This window comes from Hymenobacter baengnokdamensis (assembly GCF_008728635.1).
Classification (GTDB): Bacteria; Bacteroidota; Bacteroidia; order Cytophagales; family Hymenobacteraceae; genus Hymenobacter; species Hymenobacter baengnokdamensis.
In genome coordinates this window covers 2,343,440-2,361,677 of sequence record NZ_CP044285.1, presented here as the reverse complement: position 1 = coordinate 2,361,677, position 18,238 = coordinate 2,343,440, and the positions used below count along the sequence as shown (strand labels likewise).

Sequence of the window (18,238 nt, the reverse complement as noted above, 5' to 3'; positions counted from 1 at the left end):
GGCCTAAGGGCGCTTCGGGCGCAGGTCGAGCCCGACAAATACGCGCTCCTCATTCGAGAGGTCGCCGATAACCTTGCGGATTGGCTCGGGCATTTTACGCACCAGCGTAGGAATGGCCAGAATCTGGTCGCCTTCGGCCAGCTGGGGCTTTTCAAGCAAGTCAATCACCTCCAGGTGGTAGCGGCCCGGCATATGCTGCTCGCAGTAGCGGCGCAGGTTAGCCAGGGCCGCAATTGATTTAGCAGTTTGGCCGGCTACGTACAGCCGCAGCTCCCACGTTTCGCCTTCTTCCGGCGGGCTGTTTTCGCCTATGTCTTCCCTCACTTCCATCATAATGTATTAGCATACGGCCCCTAGGGCCGGGTGTTGGGCTTGGCAGCTAAATAATCGGCCGAAAGACCTTTGGCCAGGACCGCGCGGCTCTCGTGCAGGCTGGTTTCACGGGTCTGCTCTTCATGGCTGATGCGCCGCAGCTCTTCTTCAACGGTTTCAAACTCGGTGCGCAGGTTGGCAATGGTTGCTTCGAGTACGCGGCGCTTACGCTCGAGGTCGCGGTCGCGTCGGGCCGATTCGTGCTGCTGCACCGCCCGCTGCGCCTCTTCCTGAATTCGCTGGGTGAGGCGACCCGCTCCGGTAATGATGCCGGCAGGGCCGATTATTACATCCAGCAGCTGGATACCGTTTTCCGTTACTAAAAACTCGCGCACCTGGTTGGAGTGCGACATGCCCCGGGCCTTGAGTATGCTCAGGCCCCGGTTGCGCTCGCCAATACCTTCGAGGTCGCGCACCGACACCCAGGTATCGACCAATGACGAGACGCCTTCCTCCGTCATGTCCATGCGGCCATCGCGGGCACTGATGAGGGCCGTAAACAGGGCCGTAATATTGTTAACCTTTAGAAAATCAATCATACGAGTAAGCATACTGCGCACCTCATTGAGGCTGCCCACCGATACCAGATTACTGATGGGGTCGATAACCACGGCGTGGGGCTGAAACTGCGCAACGGCGCGGTGCAGCGTAACCAAGTGGCGCTCGAGGCCATTGAGCGTGGGCCGCGCCGCTTCGATACGCAGCAAGCCCTGGTCGAGGAAAGGCCGCAAATCCATCCCCACTGAGCGCATATTGCGAATGAGCTGGGCCGGCGACTCCTCAAAGGCGAAATACAGGCAGCGCTCGCCACGGCGGCAGGTTTCGAGGGCAAAGGCGGCGGCCAGGGTAGTCTTGGCCGTGCCGGCCGTACCGGTTATCAGCACGCTGCTGCCCCGGTACCAGCCCCGGCGCGTAAACATCTCGTCGAGGCCCGGCACACCCGACGAGATAATATCCTCAGATACCGTATGCTCGAGCTTGAGCGAGGTAACGGGCAGCACCGAGATGCCGTCTTCACTGATAAGGTACGGGTACTCGTTGGTGCCGTGGGTGCTGCCGCGGTACTTCACAATGCGCAGCCGGCGGGTAGTAATCTGGTCGATAACCCGGTTGTCGAGCAGAATTACGCAGTCTGACACGTATTCTTCCAGCCCTTGCCGCGTGAGGGTGCCCTCGCCGCGCTCGGCAGTGATAATGGTGGTGACGCCCTTGTCCTTGAGCCAGCGAAACAGCCGGCGGATTTCGGAGCGCAGCACCGCTTCGTTGGGAAAGCCCGAAAAAAGTGCCTCAATGGTATCGAGCACCACGCGCTTGGCACCGATAGTGTCGATGGCGTAGCCCAGACGAATAAACAAGCCGTCGAGGTCGTACTCACCCGTTTCCTCAATCTCCGAGCGGTCGATGTGCACGTGGTCGAGGCGCAGCTGCTTGTCGGCCTGCAGCTGCTTGAGGTCAAAGCCCAGTGAGGCCACGTTGGCCGCCAGCTCATCGGCGGTTTCCTCGAAGGTCATGAGCACGCCCGGCTCGTCGTAGTTGCGGATGCCGCGCACCAGAAACTCGATGGCCAGCAGCGTTTTGCCGCAGCCGGCGCTGCCGCACAGCAGCGTGGGCCGGCCCAGCGGCAGGCCGCCTTCGGTTATCTCATCGAGTCCATCGATGCCGGTAGGAGCCTTCGGCAGCTGCTGCAGAGTGGCTGGCGAAAGCGGAGCATCTTGCATAGAAAAGGGGTATGTAGTACAAATACAGAAAGGCTTGATAGCGCAGAACCGACCGGAAAGTTAAGCCAATAAAGTAGGAAACCTGCAATAGCTAGTTGCGTCGCCGGGCTTGCCGCCGCTGCTGGGCGGCTGCCCGTCGCCCGCGCTCGGCTTTGCGCTCCTCGCGCAGCAGCAGGCGCTCGGGCAGCCGGGCAATGAGGCGTTCGCGCACGTAGTGGGCCAGGTCGGAAAGCGGCACGGTATGCGCCGTGCGCAGGTAGTGCGCCACCTCGCGCTTGCGCAGGGTGCTGGCGCCGGCCAGGCCCCGGGCCAGCAGGTACTGCTTTACTTCGTCGAGCAGCAGCAGCCCGGCCAGCGGCGCCCGCTGCACGGTGGCGTTGTAGCAGGCGGCGCGGTGCGGCCGCAGCGCACCTGCCTCGGGTGAGGCTACCGCAATGCCCACCCAGTCGGGCAGCAGCGGCAGCAGCCTGGCCAGGTGCTTTTCGGTGATGATGAAGGTGACGAAGTCGTACACTTCGGCGTAGCAGCGCAGCTGGTTGGCCACGCGCTGCAGGGTGTCGCCGTCGCCTTTTACCTCGTAGCCGTGCATAAACTGCGGCGTAATGTGCACCACGTCGGCGCGGGTGGTGCCGGTGGGCAGCTCTTCTATGTACACGCCGCCCTGCAGCAGCGGATAAAGCCGGGCGCGGATTTCGGGGTCATTCATCGCAACCTCAAAGCTACTTTACAAAGCCTGAGCTAAGGGCGCAGCGCACCCACGTGCCGGTACGTGTTGAGAAGCACGCCCGTGGACGTCACCTGCGAGCTGACAAAGGCAAGCTCGCGCGGGTCAGCAGTGTCCGCAAACAAGCGTTTGCCCCGGCCCAGCAACACCGGGTAAACCAGCAGCACTACCTCATCTACTAAGCCGTGGCCGAGCAGCACGCTGGTCAGCGTGGAGCTTCCGCACACAAGCAGGTCGGGGCCGTCCGTGGCCCTGATGCGCCGAATCTCCGCCAGCATGTCGGCCCCAAGGTCCTGGGCCGGCCCCCAGCCCAGGCCGGTGGGGCGGTGGGTGGCGACATATTTCATCGCCGCATTCAGACCGTTTGCCATCGGGCTATCGCCGGCCTGCGGCCAGAAGGCAGCCCAGGCATCGTAGGTGCGGCGGCCCAGCAGCAAATCGAAGCGGCTACCGTAGACTTCTACAACGGCCGCTAACCCAGCCGGCGTTCGGTAGGGAGTCGTCCAGTTGCCGTACGCGAAACCCTCGCTACCGTCGTGCTGGATTACGCCGTCCAGCGAGATGTGCTCCATGATTCGAATTTTTCTCATGTTATTGGTAGTAATTTATTGGTTGCCCGATGTTGCCGCACCTCAACTTTCGCGCTTGTGCGGAAGCCTGTTGTTTTTCATTTTATATATTATAAAATAACTATATTAATCATGCCCGACATCATCTCCGAAGCCGATATAAAGCTACTGGTTGACCGCTTCTACGAGCGCGTAAACGCCGACCCGCTGCTGGCACCCGTTTTCAACGAGGCAGCCCGGGTCGACTGGAGCCACCACCTGCCGCAGCTCTACGATTTCTGGAGCGGCATCTTGCTGGGCACGGCGCGCTACCGCGGCCGGCCGTTTCCAAAGCATATTCCGCTGCCCATCAGCGAAGCGCACTTTCAGCAGTGGCTGGCGCTGTTTTTTGCCACGGTAGATGCGCACTTTGCCGGTCCGGTGGCCGACGAAGCCAAGCTGCGGGCGCGCAGCATCGGGCAGGTTTTTGCGAGCCGGCTCGGGCAGCTGGGCCGGCTGTCGGTGCTGTAAGCCTACCTAGCCGGCACATTGTATATAGTAAAAAACATATTGATTCACAAAGAAAACTGACCATCCTATGGAAAAGCAAGTAAGAGCCGGCCTCGTGGCCGAGCTAACCCAGCTGCTGGCCGGCGGCAATGCCCATGCCACTTTCGAAGCCGCCGTGGCCGACCTGCCCGCGCCGCTGCGCAACCAGGCCGTGCCCGATGTGCCCTACACCATCTGGCAGCTTGTCGAGCACATTCGCATTGCGCAATGGGACATCGTGGAGTTTTGCCTGAACCCGCAGCACGTTTCGCCCGAGTGGCCCGCCGGGTACTGGCCCGACAATAAGCTGGCCGTGGATGAAGCCGGCTGGCAGAATACGCTCTCGCAGATTGCGCATGACCGCCAGCGGTTTATGGCGCTGCTCGAAAATCCGGCCACTGATTTTTTCGCGCCCCTGCCCCACGGCGACGGCCAGACTATCTTCCGCGAAGCCCTGCTCATTGCCGACCACGCCGCCTACCACACGGGCGAGATTATTCTGGTGCGGCGCCTGCTGCACTGTCAGTTGACAAAGTAGATGGGAATAGGTAGAAGTAGTTGGGAAAATTGTCAAAGTAGATGGGAATAACCTTGCGCTTGATTTATACTTATAGCTGCCCGCGATTACTATGCCAACCCCGCTGATATTACGCTTACCTGCCCTCCCTCCTAACTGGCTCTACCAAGTAGTCGCACACGGCAAGATTAACAGGAAGTGTAACTCAACCTACCAATATGAGATGGACTTGCATTTCGTGGCGAAAAGCGCACGGGACGGCTTCCGTCAGCCCGTCGGTGAGCTACTGAGTTGCAAGGCTAGCATGGCCGACTCCCACGCCTTTCTGCTCGGCTCACTATGGGATTCAGTTGGCAACCGCGTCTCCGACGGCCAGTATGTGACGGATACCGAGACAGGTAGGACACATCATCTTTTCTCCAGCCTCTACAGCTTCTGGCTCGGCGGTCATCAATCCGTCGCCCGTCGCCTGAATTCGCTCCTCACGCCAGCTGAGCTGACAAGCACTTCGCCACTAGTGCGACTTTTCTTAACTGCGGCGTCCGATAGTTGGGTACTTACCCGCCAGACAGGGGGTCGAACTATTTTAATACCATGCTTCGAACTGTTGCGCGTCCTGTTCTACGAGGCTGGTCCCGGGCTCTTGAAGCATTACTTTTCCCGCGAATCGCTTGACACCATCTGTACCGTCGTAGCTACGCCAGCGGCCACTAACCAGTATATGGGCCACGTGAGCATCCGGCGCCGCGGCCTCTCAACTGACCAGCAATGCATCCTGGCCGAACAATGCTTTAATCATCAGGCGCTACGGGCCATTACGGCGGCGCACAGCAATCTGGCGCAGGCTTTACTGCGCACTCCAGAAGGAGCCTATCCTCAGGCAGACTTCTACCTCGGGCGACCCATCCACCTTCAGGCCAATGGCTTTCACTTCCAGGTCGGCCAGCAGCGTTACTTCTTCGTCTGTAGCATCTGGTCCCTGACCAACCCGTTCAGTTTCCATCAGTTGCTGGTAGATGCGCCTGGGAGCAAGTCAAGGCTGACCAAGCCAGCCGGCGACCAGGCAAACGAGCCTGAGTCGCAATCCACCTTGCTCCAGACCCGTCAGCGACCTACTACCCCACTTGACTCCCAAGAACTCGGCAATGGTCGCTACCGGGATGCCACGGTTAGACCGCATGCCAAGAAAGGCATCGCTTGGCCCCAGGTGAAACCATCAATTGAAAAGACTATTGAGGCCAGTGAAAGCGCTTTTTCTCGTCGTATTCCCCGCACCCCAGACAGTCTCTCCCACATGCCGGGTGGCAGTGATGAAACCAAGGCGCTGGTGACACAGTTCGCGGATGCTCCCTGTGAGTACCAGCTTACCACTTACTTCCAGGACTTCGTGGACTGGTTCCGGCAGCAGCCTGCCTACAGGGTCGAACTGTTACAGCTCTATAACGACGAGGGTCTGCACGGGCTGGGCATCTCGCTATTGAGTCTGCACGATGACCGAGCAATAGCTATTGCCGAACTTCAGCACCGCAAGGGCTTCTTCTACTTTTGCGAGTTGGTTTCCGGTGGTCGGGCTGCCCTGATTTACCAGGACGGTTACGCACCGCTCACGCCGGGCGACTTTAACAGTCTATTCGCCACGTATAAAGCGCAACAGTTTGATTGGTTGAAGTGCAAGAAACAGGCACTTGGGGGAAAGGTAGCTGGCCGTTATGTAGTTCATCCCCGCAACCATCACACCGGGGGCGTGGCCACGGCCCTACGCTGTCACAAGCTTATTACTGGCCTACCGTTGTCCTAGTTGCATCCCCTCTCTGACCCCAACTATACTATTCGATTACCATAGCCCCTAAAACCAGGAATTATGCCGCGGCAATTTGTTGCAACTCGGTAAAGCCTAATTCACCGCTCCCCTCGGTCAACGAATTATATACGCGCAGCATTTTTTGGTACTTGGGCAGGGTGGACCTAGTGTGAGAGTTCAGCGGTTTGCCAACGTGCTCATCGTAAAGTCCTTCCTTTTCAATAATAAACTTGGTGAAAGCGTAGTGAGGGTCATTATTGGCATCAAAGCCCTTGAATTGGAAATCAAACTGCTGCTGCTGGTCAACTGGCAACGCTGCCACGGCATTTTCCAGGTGGCGAAACATACTTAATATATCGTGTGTCTCTTCCCCTACGGCCGCAGCTGTTTCCTCCTGGCCCGAAAACACCTCCCCATATAAGCCAGCGTGGCCGCTTTCCAGTAGTTCAACTTTTCTCGTATGCTCGGCGCTGTTCTCCTCATCGAGGAAAGCTAATAGTTTAAATTGGTTGATAAGTAGTTGTCGTTCAATACGCGTCATGAAGGCGAAGATTAAAGGTTCTGAAAAATCTGTTGCAGCGTAGCCAGTGGCGTAGCATTAGAAAAGGCATGCACTAGTGGCCCCTGTAAAGTACCATTACGCATGTCAATCTCGCCGGTACTATGATTGTAGACGAAAGCGTAGCGTCGGCCGCCCATTGTCACCCAGAGCACGTTTTTGGCTTGTCCATCGCGGGTCATCACTTGGATGGATTCACCATCGTCCTTGCGCCAAAGAATACCCCCAACCAGAGCTAGCGCGATTTCCTTAACGTTGCCGGCGTGGTGGTCGGCACGGGCCATTACGCCACACAGGTAATCGCGTAATTGTTCTACGTCCGTAACAGTAAGGGCCATTTTTTTACAATATTAGTTATATAGCCCAGAAGCGGCATTTAATACTACCGTTTTGGCCGGCAGTTCGCAGCGATAACACTCCCAGGAGCCCGATAAACGTGCTGTGCCGTCCTTGTAACAAGCCGAAACTAGTCGGAATGTTCCATCATATTGCTGGCTGCCAGGCTCTTGCAATATAACCTCCGCCCGCCCCTGGCTGAGTACTTTAAAGGTACCTGTTACAGGCCGTGTCGTATGGCTCACTGTATTATAGCCACTTAAGGTACCTTGCAAGCTGAATAGCCCATTGAAAGTGGCTTGGTTGATAACAACCTGCAAGCGTCGTTGACCAATCTTCCCGCTATAGGAATGTACCAGGCAGTCATAGGCTCCTGCTGGCCGAGTAATGCTGCCGGACAACAGTGGCAATGTCCCCATAATTACTAGTACTCGTGCGTTCATCAATTTAATGCTTCTTTTAGTTTGGACAATATTAATCGCCTAGTGACCATTCGCGAGTCTGTTTCGACGATTTATTTTCACTGGGGAACTTGTGTACACCTCGCCGCCTACCGAGTTGCTGGAATGCTTGCTGGCTAGTCGCAGGGCCTCGGCCCGAAAGGTGGCGTCATAACGCTGACGTTTGGCGGGTTGAGGGTTGCCTTTCATGACAATCGAAAGATAAAACCCTGTGCTATCCAGAATTACCCGACCACCTCAGGAGTGAGGTGGTCTAACTAAAATGCCAGTTAAATTCTGCCCGCACCGCTACTTGCCAAACTGGCTCCGGCGTTGACAGTTGTCGCCGCTGCACGTACTTGGTGCCACCCGCAGCACCTGGCAGAGCTTGCGCACGGGTACTTGGTTCCAGCACTGAGCGAGGCAGCAATAGATGCTCACCAAGTCGGCTGGCCAAAGATGACCAAGACTTTTTTTAACATGTCCAGCTCCTGCTCCGCCCATTTGAGTTGGGCGCGCAGTTGACGTACCTTCGGGTCGCGGGCCACTTCCACGCTACCTACTTCGGCGACGAATTTCGCTTCTTGCTAGCGACAGAGCATTTTGGGACTACTGCCGAGTTACTGGGCCGCCGCTTGCGTGCTGCGGCTTTCGGAGGCTGGACGCAGGATCTCGACCTTGAAAGTATCGTCGTACTTACGCCATTTATCCGGCGTTTTTTTGTTCTTTTCTGCACTTAATGACTCAGGTAATATACAGCCTGCTTCTGTGCGCCTTGACTAGACTACCTCATACACATCCCACCCATGTTTACCGAATACACCACTCACTACAAAAGTGTATTTATTATACAGCCGCATACGCTCAGTTCACAGCAAACAGCCTGGGAGGGTGCCTTGGGTAACATCTATGGCTGGCTACGACAGAACCTGGGTAAGCACAGCAAAGCACTGCTTGAGGAGTTGTTTCATATCAATTCTTTTCTTGCCCCTTCTCTAGGAGGCAAGCAGTGGATGGGCAGTAATTCCACCATTATCAAAACGCAAAGCGCTGGCGAAGAATATCCTCCTAAACTTTGGTCTTGTCGGTATGAGCACCCCGATCGAGACCTACCACAAGACCGGCGCTGGCGGACAGACATTGGTATTGAATGTCTGCCGGACAGTTGCCTACGTGTTGGTGTACGCTTATCACACTGCCTACGCGATGAATATATGGGGGCTCCGCTCGTCTCACCAGAGCCCACTGTTCCCCTAATTATTAAGTACTTAATGAAGGGGGGCGATTGGGATGTACGCCTAGGCTCGCTACGCCTAACGCCTACTCCCCACTTTTACGGCGAAGGACAAATAAAACAACTCTGGCAGCTACTGCAAGACCCTCAGCGCGAGGCACCAGTAGTGGTCGTCACGGGCAAACCAGGTGCCAGGTACCCCATCGACACTGCGAAGCTAAGCGAACAACTGACTGGGGTTGCCGCAGTCATTTGCCTACCCTACGAAACAAAACAAGAGCAAACTCTCTACATTCCAAAGGCTTACCAATGCTACCCAGGGTCAATCCGCGTCTATCAGCGCGGGCTCGACTCCATTCGGAAAGGCGATGCCGTGCGCCACCGCTATTTCTCAGCCCCAACTATTGATGCTGAAGGAGCTAAGCAAATCAGCCAGTGGTTCGTACCCAGCTTAATACGCCAAGCAACGCTTGCTCACCCGCGAGCACTCTTCTCACCTGATGATGTAGAAGATGCCCAACGCACCGCACGTTTAAATTTCCTACGCAGCCAGGTAGAAGAAGTACGTAATGGCACCGCTCAACTCAATGCTGATACCCAAGAGTTTTATGAGCTACTAGAGAAAGAAAATATCCGGCTTGAGCAGGAGACGAGAAAGTTAGACCTTGAGAATAAGCAACTTCAAGAAGATGTCCTAAATGCAGATATTGCCAAAGAATCTGCACTAAGCGCAGCCCATGAAGAAGTTAGTAAGGCGCGACGCGACAAAATTTATAGTTCAACTGAAGCGAAATCTCTGCGCAGAATAAACGGCGAATTAGCATCTGCAAGCGCCGCAGTTAACTCTTTGAGCGAGTTGCCACGCACATTAATAGACGTAGTTAAACTAGCCGGTAATCTCTGGCCCAGCCGAATAGTTTTCACCCCTCGTGCGCTTACTTCAGTCGAAAGTGCTACTTACCAAAGTGGAGTTGACGAGTTATGGTTTGGTCTCTATCTATTAGCCCAGAAGCTCTGGCCCCTCTATTTCGAGCAGCCGCCACAAGTACCACAAGACCTAGAGTTAGCCTTTCATGCTGATGCCAACAGTTGGACGTTAACTCACAGCGAGGGCAGCGAAACTCGTAAGAGCGCTAAACTTATCAAGCACCGAGAAGACGAATTTGAGGGCATTAATTTGGATTTGGAACCACACCTCAAGTTTAGCAATAATCCAAAAAAGCTCTTTCGTATTCATTTTCATCGTGATAATGAAGGGCGTCGCATTATTATTGGCCATTGTGGCGACCATTTGCCCACAGCTGGCACTCATAGACAGTAATTTACCACTCATCTGCGCATTAAATTTATGTCTGTCAATCCCGATTACCTTGTTCTTTATACCCACCGTCTTATAACTATCGGCGAGGAGTGGTATGCAGATGTGCAGGTCAAAAGCATCGACCCAAGCTTTGACCGCGCTACCCTGCCCAATGTATTAGCTGTAAAGCATGGCTGGCCCGTCGATAATATCGTGATTTCCAATATATTAGAAGAGCCTCTGCCTGGTGTACCTGTTGTCGACTACTTAGTTGGCCAGCGCCTACGCAAACTACACTTGGAAGGGCGCATCCCTGGCAAATGGCGCAAGGACCTTAAAGTACTCATCCGCCAGGCCACCGGTGGCCTGCGCGCCGACGACCCAGCTGAGCCAGATTTTAAGTAAGCTCTCAAAGTTTGTGACCTTTACAGCTTGCCAAAGTAGCCTACTTACGACTAGGATGGCTTACTTCATTATATCTTCGATTTATGCACATGGTACGCCAAGTCAACGTTATTGCTAGAGAAGACTTAGGTTTTCGAAGTGCTTTAACTAATACACACACACATAGTCTGCACCCTTATCCGGCCAAGTTCATCCCGCAAATAGCCACTGAGCTTGTCACTAAGTACAGTCAACCTGGAGAGATTGTAGCAGACATCTTTGCTGGTAGTGGTACCACAAATTTGGAAGCAATGCTATCAGGGCGTCACTCCTACGCGCTAGACGTTAACCCATTAGCAACCCTTCTTACGCAGGCAAAAACAGCAGTAATCCAACCCGATGTATTAAGCAAAGAAATCGAACGCGTAATAGCAAGTGTTATCAAAACTGCGCCTGATTTAGTACTGCAATCCGATGTCGTTCAGGCTGCTTTAATAGGCAAGAATCAAGAACGGTTAACCTATTGGTTTCCAGAAAATAATGTAGTTGAATTAGCTTTACTGCTTCTGGAAATAGAATCCATTGCAAGTTCAGACCTACGGGCCTTGCTTCTGCTTATCTTCTCTAGTAGTTTAAAGCCCTCTTCCTACTGGTTGGATTGGAGTGTAAAACCGCAGCATGACCGCCGGCCAATTCGCCCTAGTAATCCGGCCGATGTTAACCCGGCGGTGAAGTACAAACGGGTAGTGCCTCCTGCTATTGATGTTTTTACGAAGCGTGCCAAGGAAGTCCAGAAACGGTACACGGCTGCTGCACCGCTACTACACAAGCAAGCTGCTTACCGGCCTGAGATAGTATGCGCCGACCTGACAAACCACGAGTTAGGTACCAACCTGTTCGATACCATCATTACTAGTCCTCCCTACCTCACTTCTTACGAATACGCTGACCTGCATCAGCTCTCCGTTTTTTGGTTGTTTAACGCGCAAACTGTCGAATCATTTAAGCGGAGCGGTTTCATCGGCACCAAGATGCAGCCAGCTACTCCCCTGCCCGAAGCACTCATTGCCAGTCTTGCTCTGAGCAACCTGCGCGAAGTCATGCTCCCTGTTCCACTTCGCCACGTGGACCAGTACTTTACCTCTATGCATAATTGCCTCTCAAGAGCCTACACCGCGCTGCGGCCAAACGGACAATTGTGCATAGTCATCGGCGATAGCCGCTACAAGGGCCACGACATCCCAAATCACCTTATCTTCTTAGATATGCTCTCGGCGATGGGCTGCACAATCCAAGATGTCTGGGAGCGGCCCATTCCCAACAAGCGTCTCACCTCCCTGCGGGACGCCACAACTGGCCGCATTCTGCCCAACACGCAGAAAGGCAGTAAAACTGCTATGGAGATTTACCCGACCGAGCACATCCTAATACTTAAAAAATAATTTAATGGCTGTTGTCAAATCAGGAAGCTCTTCCTTCAAGCCTTATGCTCGCATCATGGGCATCATTGGCGACCAGCTCATTACTGACAAATTAGTCGCACTGGTCGAAATAGTAAAAAACTCTTATGATGCTGATGCTAAAAAAGTTGACATCAGGTTTAATAACTGGGTATCCAAGCCAGGTAGCACACTACCCCTTTTGGAACCATCTATAGAAATTATAGATAATGGTTCAGGTATGGACGAAGACATCCTTTTGAATGTCTTCTTGAACCCTGGTACTCCAAACAAGCTGCTCCAAAAAAAGGGGGAACGCAAAACTCCCATCCTGCATCGAACGATGCAGGGGGAAAAGGGAATTGGTCGTTTTGCTATCAATAAGTTAGGCCACTCAATCACCATTTATAGCAAGACTGCCACTACTCTTGAAGTACAATTAACTATTAATTTTGAAGAGTATGACAACGAGGATAAGCTTAACGTTGAGGATTATAAGTTTCTAAGCGAAGTCACAAACGAATATGTTATCAATGACCCACCAGTGGCCTTAAGAGAGGGTACTGGCACAATCATTAAAATCGAAAAGTTGAAACAAGTCTGGACGAAAAAAGACTTTGATGCGCTTACCTCTTCCTTACAGAAATTAGTAGCACCACCGGACATTTTAAGAAAAGAGTATTTCCCAAAGGAATATCATATAACGTCCGATTTTGATTTTAGCTTAGAAATCAATAATATCCCTCATAAGAAGCCCTTTAAAATATGGGAAGAAGTGCTGAAGTTAGCTCCTTTCCAAATGATAGGTACAATTTCAGCCGAAGGTGTTCTATCTTATAAGTATAAGGCAGCAGCCCCTTATAAGGACAGAGTCGTTGACGAAACAATTAACCTGCTTGACTTTAATAGCTATGATTTCCAAGCTCCTGATGTCAAAAAGCGTTTCGCCGGCATAAAAGACGAGGAAGAAGTTGATGAGGAAGTCAGTGATAGTGACGATATCAATAAAAAAATAGAAGACGACACTGACGATATCGAAGAAGCTTCGCAGAGACTTAGAGTTCCACAACAAGGAGTCTTATCATTCTCTTTTTATGTATACGATTTCGCGCTAGAACGCCGAGAGCTTCTTCTATTAAATAAGACGCAACAGGATTTCGTTAAAAGCCATAGTGTTTTTGTATTTCGCGATGGCATTAGGGTATATCCTTTCGGAGAACGAGGCTATGATTGGCTGGAATTGTCACGTCGGCGCGCACAAGTAAAAGCCGGGTGGTACTATAGTGATAGCCAAATTATAGGCTTCGTATACATTACGGGAAAGAAGAATCCCAAACTTAAAGATACTACCAGCCGCTACGGCTTGATGGACATAGATGGGGCTTACGACGATTTTCAGGCATTACTCGTCGGCACCCTGAATGCAATGAAGGTCGAATCTGATTTAGATATTGAGCGAGTTAGATTACTAAAGAAACAAGCTACTGGGTCGACATCTATTAAGCTTGATAACGCTTATAAAGCTCTAACTAAAGAAGTAGCAGAAACTGGTAATACGAAGCTTATAGAATCAGTTGAGGAATTCAAAACAAGCTTTGATAAAAACAGCGCTATACTGAAGGAGCGAATAGAGACTTATGAGGACTTAGCTGGTCTAGGTTTAGCAGTTGAGAAGTCATCACATGATGCCATAATGATTCTGAAAAGAACATTTGGCACCATTGAAGACCTAAGGTCTAGTCTACGTAATGATGGCGCACTTACCAAAAAGCTTAACGAGCTTATTGACGAGTTGAAATTGAATATCGATATCGTTTACAATGAGATGCAAGTTATCCAGCCTCTTTTTCGAATATCCCGTCGCACAGAAGTTACAGTCGATGTACGGGATGTTGCTGAAAAAACCTTGCGATACTTCCGCCATGAGTTAGCGTTAGGCATCAAAGCTACAGTAGAGAGTATTGGTGCTCCCCTCCAAATCGATACTACTCAAGGGACTTTATTGCAAATACTTATCAATCTGGTAGATAATGCTATTTACTGGCTAAGGGAGAAGGGTGGTAAGCAAAAGGAGATTCTCATTCGCATTAATGGTGACAACAGGACAATCCTCGTTTCTGACAATGGTATAGGAGTAAGCGAAGACTTATCTGATGTTGTTTTTGAGTCCTTTTTCTCGCGCAAAGAATCTGGCAGAGGACTCGGTCTTTTTATTACTCGTGAATTGCTTGCTCGTCTGGGTGCTAGCATAAGACTAGTTTACAAAGAATCCGAACGAGCCCTACCGGGAGCCAATTTTCTCATAAAATTTGACGAAGTATAGATAATGAAAGGAGTTGTACTATTTGCAGATGACGAGATACACGATAGCAATGGACCTGAACACAGGCTGTATCAGCTATTCAGGGAAGAGTATGTTGTCTTGACGGTTGACAACTTAGACCATTTAGACCATGCATTAAAATCCATTTCAAATTTTGACGTCATCATACTTGATTGGGAATTTATAGAGAAAAGTGGTGAGTTCCTCGAAGCTGATGAGATGGGACTTGGTGGAATCAAACTTAAAAAGCATCCTCTTCCAGTTTTAGAGCCGCTTAAGCTCTTCTCTAAGATTTATATTTACTCAAACACGGAAATTCCTTCAAAAGACAAAGCAACCTTCTTAAGATTGTTCCCTGACCGTGTTGAATTTAAGCGTAAGAATATCCGGATTGATGAGCCTAAAGGTATTGAAGCAGAATATGAGCTTATTAAATCTGAACTTGCCATATTTTCCGCTAAGAACTTAAACCTTGATTTTAGCCTAGTTTGGAGTCGTGCTATTAATCAGTCTCTCCAAAGCATATTTAGTGAATTATCAGCCGCGCATAGCTCGTGGTTAAAAGTATTGTATGATACTAGCAAAAACGATAACCTAAATGCCATACTAGAAGTCATTGAATTGATGAACAATTTACTAGCAGAAGAGCTAGTACAAGACACTAAGTTGCGGGAGGAGATAATTAAGCAAGCCGATTCCACTGCTTTACCATCTAACCCGGATAAAGGTGCAGCTAAACTTTTCCAACGTATCTATTACACTGCTGTGCCAAATCAAGATGTTCCAATTATGACTGGGGATATTTTCGATTTACCAGGGGATACCTATGGCATCCTTATTACACCAGAATGTGACGTATATATTCGCGATAAAATCACAAAAGCACCTTCTCTAAAGGGCATGTTAGAGTTGCTTATTTTCGACAAATCCAACCTGCTTACTGAATTTTCTCCGCCTAAACCAGAGGACAAAGGGCAAGTTCAAAAATTCAATCAAGATGCTCAGGCTAAGCATATTCTACCTTCTTTCCCTTATCTAGGGGAATCAAAACTTATTCCGGCTGTTATTACATTCAATGCTGCTTTCCGTTCAGTTCTTAGCAGCGAAATTACCACGGATAAACGCCGCTATAAGCTTAACGCTCCCTATATACAGCAGTTGCGTCAGCGGTTCTCATCTGCTCACAGCAGAGTAGGAGTACCAGCAATCACTGAACTGGTTAGAAAATTTAATTTATCACAAGCTAAAGAGTACCAAGATTCTTTACCAAAACCAGTTGCTCTTGCTACAGAAGAAACTAAAAAAGCAGTTGAGGAACTGCGCCCTCGTACAGTTCCAGACAGTGAAAGAGCTCTTGCAGAAACCTCTATCTCTGAACAATCCGAAGACGTTACAGCACCAATAATAACTGACACGTCCGAAGCCGATAATAGAGCAACTACATTGTCCACTGATGAAAGTAATTCGCCAACTGCATAGGGACAAGTTCACCAAAAAGGCTAGACCCACATCCAAATTATTATTTGCTGGGTGCAGCAGCAATTGTGCTTGTTCAGCGGCGAGCGTACCCACCTAGAATGGGGAGATGCCGAACAGGAACAAGTAGGCAGCATCAAAGGCAGTTACTACGCCGACATAAACGACCAGTTGGGGTCATTAATCTGACCTCGGTCAAAACCGAGTAGGCCGCCGACTTCAGACGCGGAAGTGATAGCACATGCCCTGCCGACTCAAAGGCTCCCTGCTGAACAGCGCGGCGACGGGCAGCCAGCGCCCGTGGCAGCCGATTTTGAGTTTGTATAAGATGGTCCCTACAACCTCGGCTGGGGCCACGCGTGAGCGGTGGCTAGTGGTCGGAAAAGGCACATGAGGCAGTAGCCAAGTCATAATGATATCTTTGGGCAAGACTTCCACGAGTCGGCGTGGGGAATTTAGTTGGGACACACTCCGAAGTTCTCCCCGCCGTGGGAGTCTTTTCTGCTTTTAGCCTGCTTCCCTTCCCAAGTAGCTTCATTGACACGGGACAATCCATTCAGAGCCATTAAGTGCCTCGATAGGTAACCTTAACTACTGACGGTCCTACTCAAATCGTACACGTGTAGGAACACAAAAACTTTCATCGTAGCTTTGCAAAAGAAGAGGGCCGCCAAACGATTGTTCGACGACCCTCAGGCGGGCAGAGTGAGGTTGGAATTCATCCCCCGGTTTAGTTATTCCTGAATAGCAGGTTTGGACCCTGCTATTTGTTGGCGGTTTAACCTACTAAGAGTTGCCCTAAATCGGCGGTCGCTACTACGACTGCCGATTTTTTTTTGCGCTTTGCTACTGTTGTTCAGTTAGTAAGCAGCACAATGCAAGCGAATTGAAGTTCAATTATTATGGTTGGGCACGGGATTCAACGAGTAGCCTGCTTCAATTACACGAGTATTGAATTTGGCTTCGTATTGCGGCTTCAAAATACGACGCTCTTCATCGAGATAGAATGAGGAAATTGAATGGAGGTAAAAAGGGAAATTACCTTTGAACACTGGTAGTCCGACTACCTCCTTCCGCTTCCTAGCATGTTTAACGCTATCAATCATTTGCTTTCTAGTGAATTCTATAGAAGGATATTGCTGCTTTAATTCAATTTCAATTTCTTCAGTTGTTAGAAACGTATCTTTTTGCAGGATAGCAGTAATAATTGCTTTTATTATTCCGCCAGGTAATTCGTTCAATGTTGCAACAGATGCATTAATCGCTGGCGGCGAACTCTTTTCCTGAATAGCTAAGGCAATTGAGTCAGTAGCTTGTGAAACGCGTTGTGCCTCCTGAGAAATTGAATTACTATATAGCTGCTTAATAGTTTCAATTGTAATAGACAAATTAGTGCGACGCTCTACAATAGCGGCGATGGCGGCATTGTGACGAAAGTTTTCTGCTTCCTCTTCGCTGGCACATGCGTTGAAGCTATGCTCCAGGTCTAAGAGGATGGCATAACTCGCTTGTGCAGCTGACACTCCATTGCTTTGAGAAGATGAGGTGCTGTTCATAGGTTCGTCCTCCATTCTAACAAAGATAGGGAACAAATAACTTAGCTAGTACTCCAATCCTCCTTAATTTGTTCAAACTGCTCCCTATAAACACATGTAATCCTCCATCTGCGTGGCCAAGCAAGGAGCTGGAGCAACAAACTAAATTTTTACTACTCCAATTAATATCACAAGCACAACTCGACACTATTTACCTGATAACAAGATTCTTAATCTTGCAATATTTCCCAAAACAAATGCTGGCTCAAGCAGAAACCGAGAATTTATTTTGAGTAATTCCTTGTACATCTGCCTCATTTGACAACCTGAGTAAAAGAGCTTACTACATTCGTTGACCGCAGTGAATGCGCGCTCATCCTTGGCTGCGTAGTCATTAATTTGCTATTGAGAAGTACGGTGCTGATTAGTGTATATTCGCAGCAATTGACTACCTAACCTTTTTTGATAAGCTAGTAATACCTCCTGTTTTTCTTTGAGTTGCTGCCTGTCCGTGGTTTCCTGAACCGGCCAAGTTTACCCCGAACCACACGCGAACAGATAGACCAGCACTCACGCCAAGAGGCGTGGGGCTGTCCTGTTGCGTGTTAGCCGTTCTTGGCCGGACGGAGGAAACGTGGGGTGGCAACACGCCTCGATTCGTTTTCTCACTTTTCACTTCCTCCCTCTTTTCGGCCAATGTATACCGTTACTTACTCATTCGTTAACTTCTCAAAGTCAGCAGGTAATGTGGTACGGTAAGCACCTACGACGCCTGCGCAAGGCACGCCAAATGCTGAAACGCCAGCAGCAGCAGTTACTCGACCTTGAACTTGAAGGGCTGGTCGCTATTACGCTGCATAGTGTAACTGGCAGGCTTACTATTACCATGGAGCACGAAGTAATCATGCAGGCAGTAGACCTACTGCGCGAGGGCCTACGTGACCGTCGCAAGCAACTCAAAACGGAAGCCAAGCAGTTGCGGT

The 18,238-nt window shown here is 50.7% G+C and carries 15 protein-coding genes; 8 read left to right on the top strand and 7 right to left on the bottom strand.

The window, feature by feature from the left end; genetic code table 11:
* Window positions 1–3: 3 nt before the first annotated feature.
* From F6X24_RS10085 to F6X24_RS10070, 4 genes are all read right to left on the bottom strand, one after another.
* Window positions 4–333, bottom strand: coding sequence for a circadian clock KaiB family protein (locus F6X24_RS10085; protein WP_151087875.1), 330 nt, complete (start codon window positions 331–333; stop codon window positions 4–6).
* Between the two features lie 20 nt (window positions 334–353).
* Window positions 354–2,090 carry a circadian clock protein KaiC gene (gene kaiC / locus F6X24_RS10080; protein ID WP_151087874.1) on the bottom strand — a complete coding sequence of 579 codons (1,737 nt, stop codon included), beginning with the start codon at window positions 2,088–2,090 and terminating at the stop codon, window positions 354–356.
* Window positions 2,091–2,181: 91 nt separating this feature from the next.
* Window positions 2,182–2,796 carry a sce7726 family protein gene (locus tag F6X24_RS10075; RefSeq protein ID WP_151087873.1) on the bottom strand — a complete coding sequence of 205 codons (615 nt, stop codon included), beginning with the start codon at window positions 2,794–2,796 and terminating at the stop codon, window positions 2,182–2,184.
* A 32-nt stretch (window positions 2,797–2,828) separates the two neighbouring features.
* Window positions 2,829–3,404: a dihydrofolate reductase family protein gene (locus F6X24_RS10070; RefSeq protein ID WP_151087872.1), complete on the bottom strand. Its 576-nt coding sequence runs from the start codon at window positions 3,402–3,404 to the stop codon at window positions 2,829–2,831.
* Window positions 3,405–3,515: 111 nt separating this feature from the next.
* Here F6X24_RS10070 and F6X24_RS10065 point away from each other — a divergent pair, with 111 nt between their 5' ends.
* From F6X24_RS10065 to F6X24_RS10055, 3 genes are all read left to right on the top strand, one after another.
* Window positions 3,516–3,893 carry a group III truncated hemoglobin gene (locus F6X24_RS10065; RefSeq protein WP_151087871.1) on the top strand — a complete coding sequence of 126 codons (378 nt, stop codon included), beginning with the start codon at window positions 3,516–3,518 and terminating at the stop codon, window positions 3,891–3,893.
* A gap of 67 nt (window positions 3,894–3,960) precedes the next feature.
* Window positions 3,961–4,449 (top strand): DinB family protein, encoded by a 489-nt coding sequence (locus tag F6X24_RS10060; protein WP_151087870.1) that lies wholly within the window; start codon window positions 3,961–3,963, stop codon window positions 4,447–4,449.
* 283 nt (window positions 4,450–4,732) lie between these two features.
* Window positions 4,733–6,226: a hypothetical protein gene (locus F6X24_RS10055; protein ID WP_151087869.1), complete on the top strand. Its 1,494-nt coding sequence runs from the start codon at window positions 4,733–4,735 to the stop codon at window positions 6,224–6,226.
* Window positions 6,227–6,287: 61 nt separating this feature from the next.
* On the opposite strand, the gene F6X24_RS10050 is transcribed toward F6X24_RS10055, so the two are convergent.
* Both F6X24_RS10050 and F6X24_RS10045 read right to left on the bottom strand, forming a co-directional pair.
* Complete coding sequence (locus tag F6X24_RS10050) at window positions 6,288–6,770, bottom strand: YfbU family protein (RefSeq protein WP_151087868.1); 483 nt, start codon at window positions 6,768–6,770, stop codon at window positions 6,288–6,290.
* Window positions 6,771–6,781: 11 nt separating this feature from the next.
* Window positions 6,782–7,126: a hypothetical protein gene (locus F6X24_RS10045; protein ID WP_151087867.1), complete on the bottom strand. Its 345-nt coding sequence runs from the start codon at window positions 7,124–7,126 to the stop codon at window positions 6,782–6,784.
* Between the two features lie 1,244 nt (window positions 7,127–8,370).
* On the opposite strand from F6X24_RS10045, the gene F6X24_RS10040 reads away from it, so the two are divergent.
* The 5 genes from F6X24_RS10040 to F6X24_RS10020 all read left to right on the top strand — a co-directional run bounded on the left by F6X24_RS10040 (window position 8,371) and on the right by F6X24_RS10020 (window position 15,723).
* Window positions 8,371–10,119 carry a hypothetical protein gene (locus F6X24_RS10040; RefSeq protein WP_151087866.1) on the top strand — a complete coding sequence of 583 codons (1,749 nt, stop codon included), beginning with the start codon at window positions 8,371–8,373 and terminating at the stop codon, window positions 10,117–10,119.
* Between the two features lie 27 nt (window positions 10,120–10,146).
* Window positions 10,147–10,503 (top strand): hypothetical protein, encoded by a 357-nt coding sequence (locus F6X24_RS10035; RefSeq protein ID WP_151087865.1) that lies wholly within the window; start codon window positions 10,147–10,149, stop codon window positions 10,501–10,503.
* A gap of 83 nt (window positions 10,504–10,586) precedes the next feature.
* A complete protein-coding gene (locus F6X24_RS10030; protein ID WP_151087864.1) occupies window positions 10,587–11,924 on the top strand; it encodes a DNA methyltransferase in 1,338 nt (445 codons plus the stop codon).
* Window positions 11,925–11,928: 4 nt separating this feature from the next.
* Window positions 11,929–14,244: an ATP-binding protein gene (locus F6X24_RS10025; RefSeq protein WP_151087863.1), complete on the top strand. Its 2,316-nt coding sequence runs from the start codon at window positions 11,929–11,931 to the stop codon at window positions 14,242–14,244.
* Between the two features lie 3 nt (window positions 14,245–14,247).
* Complete coding sequence (locus F6X24_RS10020; RefSeq protein ID WP_151087862.1) at window positions 14,248–15,723, top strand: hypothetical protein; 1,476 nt, start codon at window positions 14,248–14,250, stop codon at window positions 15,721–15,723.
* Between the two features lie 890 nt (window positions 15,724–16,613).
* On the opposite strand, the gene F6X24_RS10015 is transcribed toward F6X24_RS10020, so the two are convergent.
* Window positions 16,614–17,291: a hypothetical protein gene (locus tag F6X24_RS10015; RefSeq protein WP_151087861.1), complete on the bottom strand. Its 678-nt coding sequence runs from the start codon at window positions 17,289–17,291 to the stop codon at window positions 16,614–16,616.
* Window positions 17,292–18,238 lie beyond the last annotated feature (947 nt).

Coding starts and splice junctions, on each gene's coding strand:
- F6X24_RS10085 (WP_151087875.1), bottom strand. CDS start 333: ATGATGGAAGTGAGGGAAGACATAGGCGAAAACAGCCCGCCGGAAGAA.
- kaiC (WP_151087874.1), bottom strand. CDS start 2,090: ATGCAAGATGCTCCGCTTTCGCCAGCCACTCTGCAGCAGCTGCCGAAG.
- F6X24_RS10075 (WP_151087873.1), bottom strand. CDS start 2,796: ATGAATGACCCCGAAATCCGCGCCCGGCTTTATCCGCTGCTGCAGGGC.
- F6X24_RS10070 (WP_151087872.1), bottom strand. CDS start 3,404: ATGAGAAAAATTCGAATCATGGAGCACATCTCGCTGGACGGCGTAATC.
- F6X24_RS10065 (WP_151087871.1), top strand. CDS start 3,516: ATGCCCGACATCATCTCCGAAGCCGATATAAAGCTACTGGTTGACCGC.
- F6X24_RS10060 (WP_151087870.1), top strand. CDS start 3,961: ATGGAAAAGCAAGTAAGAGCCGGCCTCGTGGCCGAGCTAACCCAGCTG.
- F6X24_RS10055 (WP_151087869.1), top strand. CDS start 4,733: ATGGCCGACTCCCACGCCTTTCTGCTCGGCTCACTATGGGATTCAGTT.
- F6X24_RS10050 (WP_151087868.1), bottom strand. CDS start 6,770: ATGACGCGTATTGAACGACAACTACTTATCAACCAATTTAAACTATTA.
- F6X24_RS10045 (WP_151087867.1), bottom strand. CDS start 7,126: ATGGCCCTTACTGTTACGGACGTAGAACAATTACGCGATTACCTGTGT.
- F6X24_RS10040 (WP_151087866.1), top strand. CDS start 8,371: ATGTTTACCGAATACACCACTCACTACAAAAGTGTATTTATTATACAG.
- F6X24_RS10035 (WP_151087865.1), top strand. CDS start 10,147: ATGTCTGTCAATCCCGATTACCTTGTTCTTTATACCCACCGTCTTATA.
- F6X24_RS10030 (WP_151087864.1), top strand. CDS start 10,587: ATGCACATGGTACGCCAAGTCAACGTTATTGCTAGAGAAGACTTAGGT.
- F6X24_RS10025 (WP_151087863.1), top strand. CDS start 11,929: ATGGCTGTTGTCAAATCAGGAAGCTCTTCCTTCAAGCCTTATGCTCGC.
- F6X24_RS10020 (WP_151087862.1), top strand. CDS start 14,248: ATGAAAGGAGTTGTACTATTTGCAGATGACGAGATACACGATAGCAAT.
- F6X24_RS10015 (WP_151087861.1), bottom strand. CDS start 17,291: ATGGAGGACGAACCTATGAACAGCACCTCATCTTCTCAAAGCAATGGA.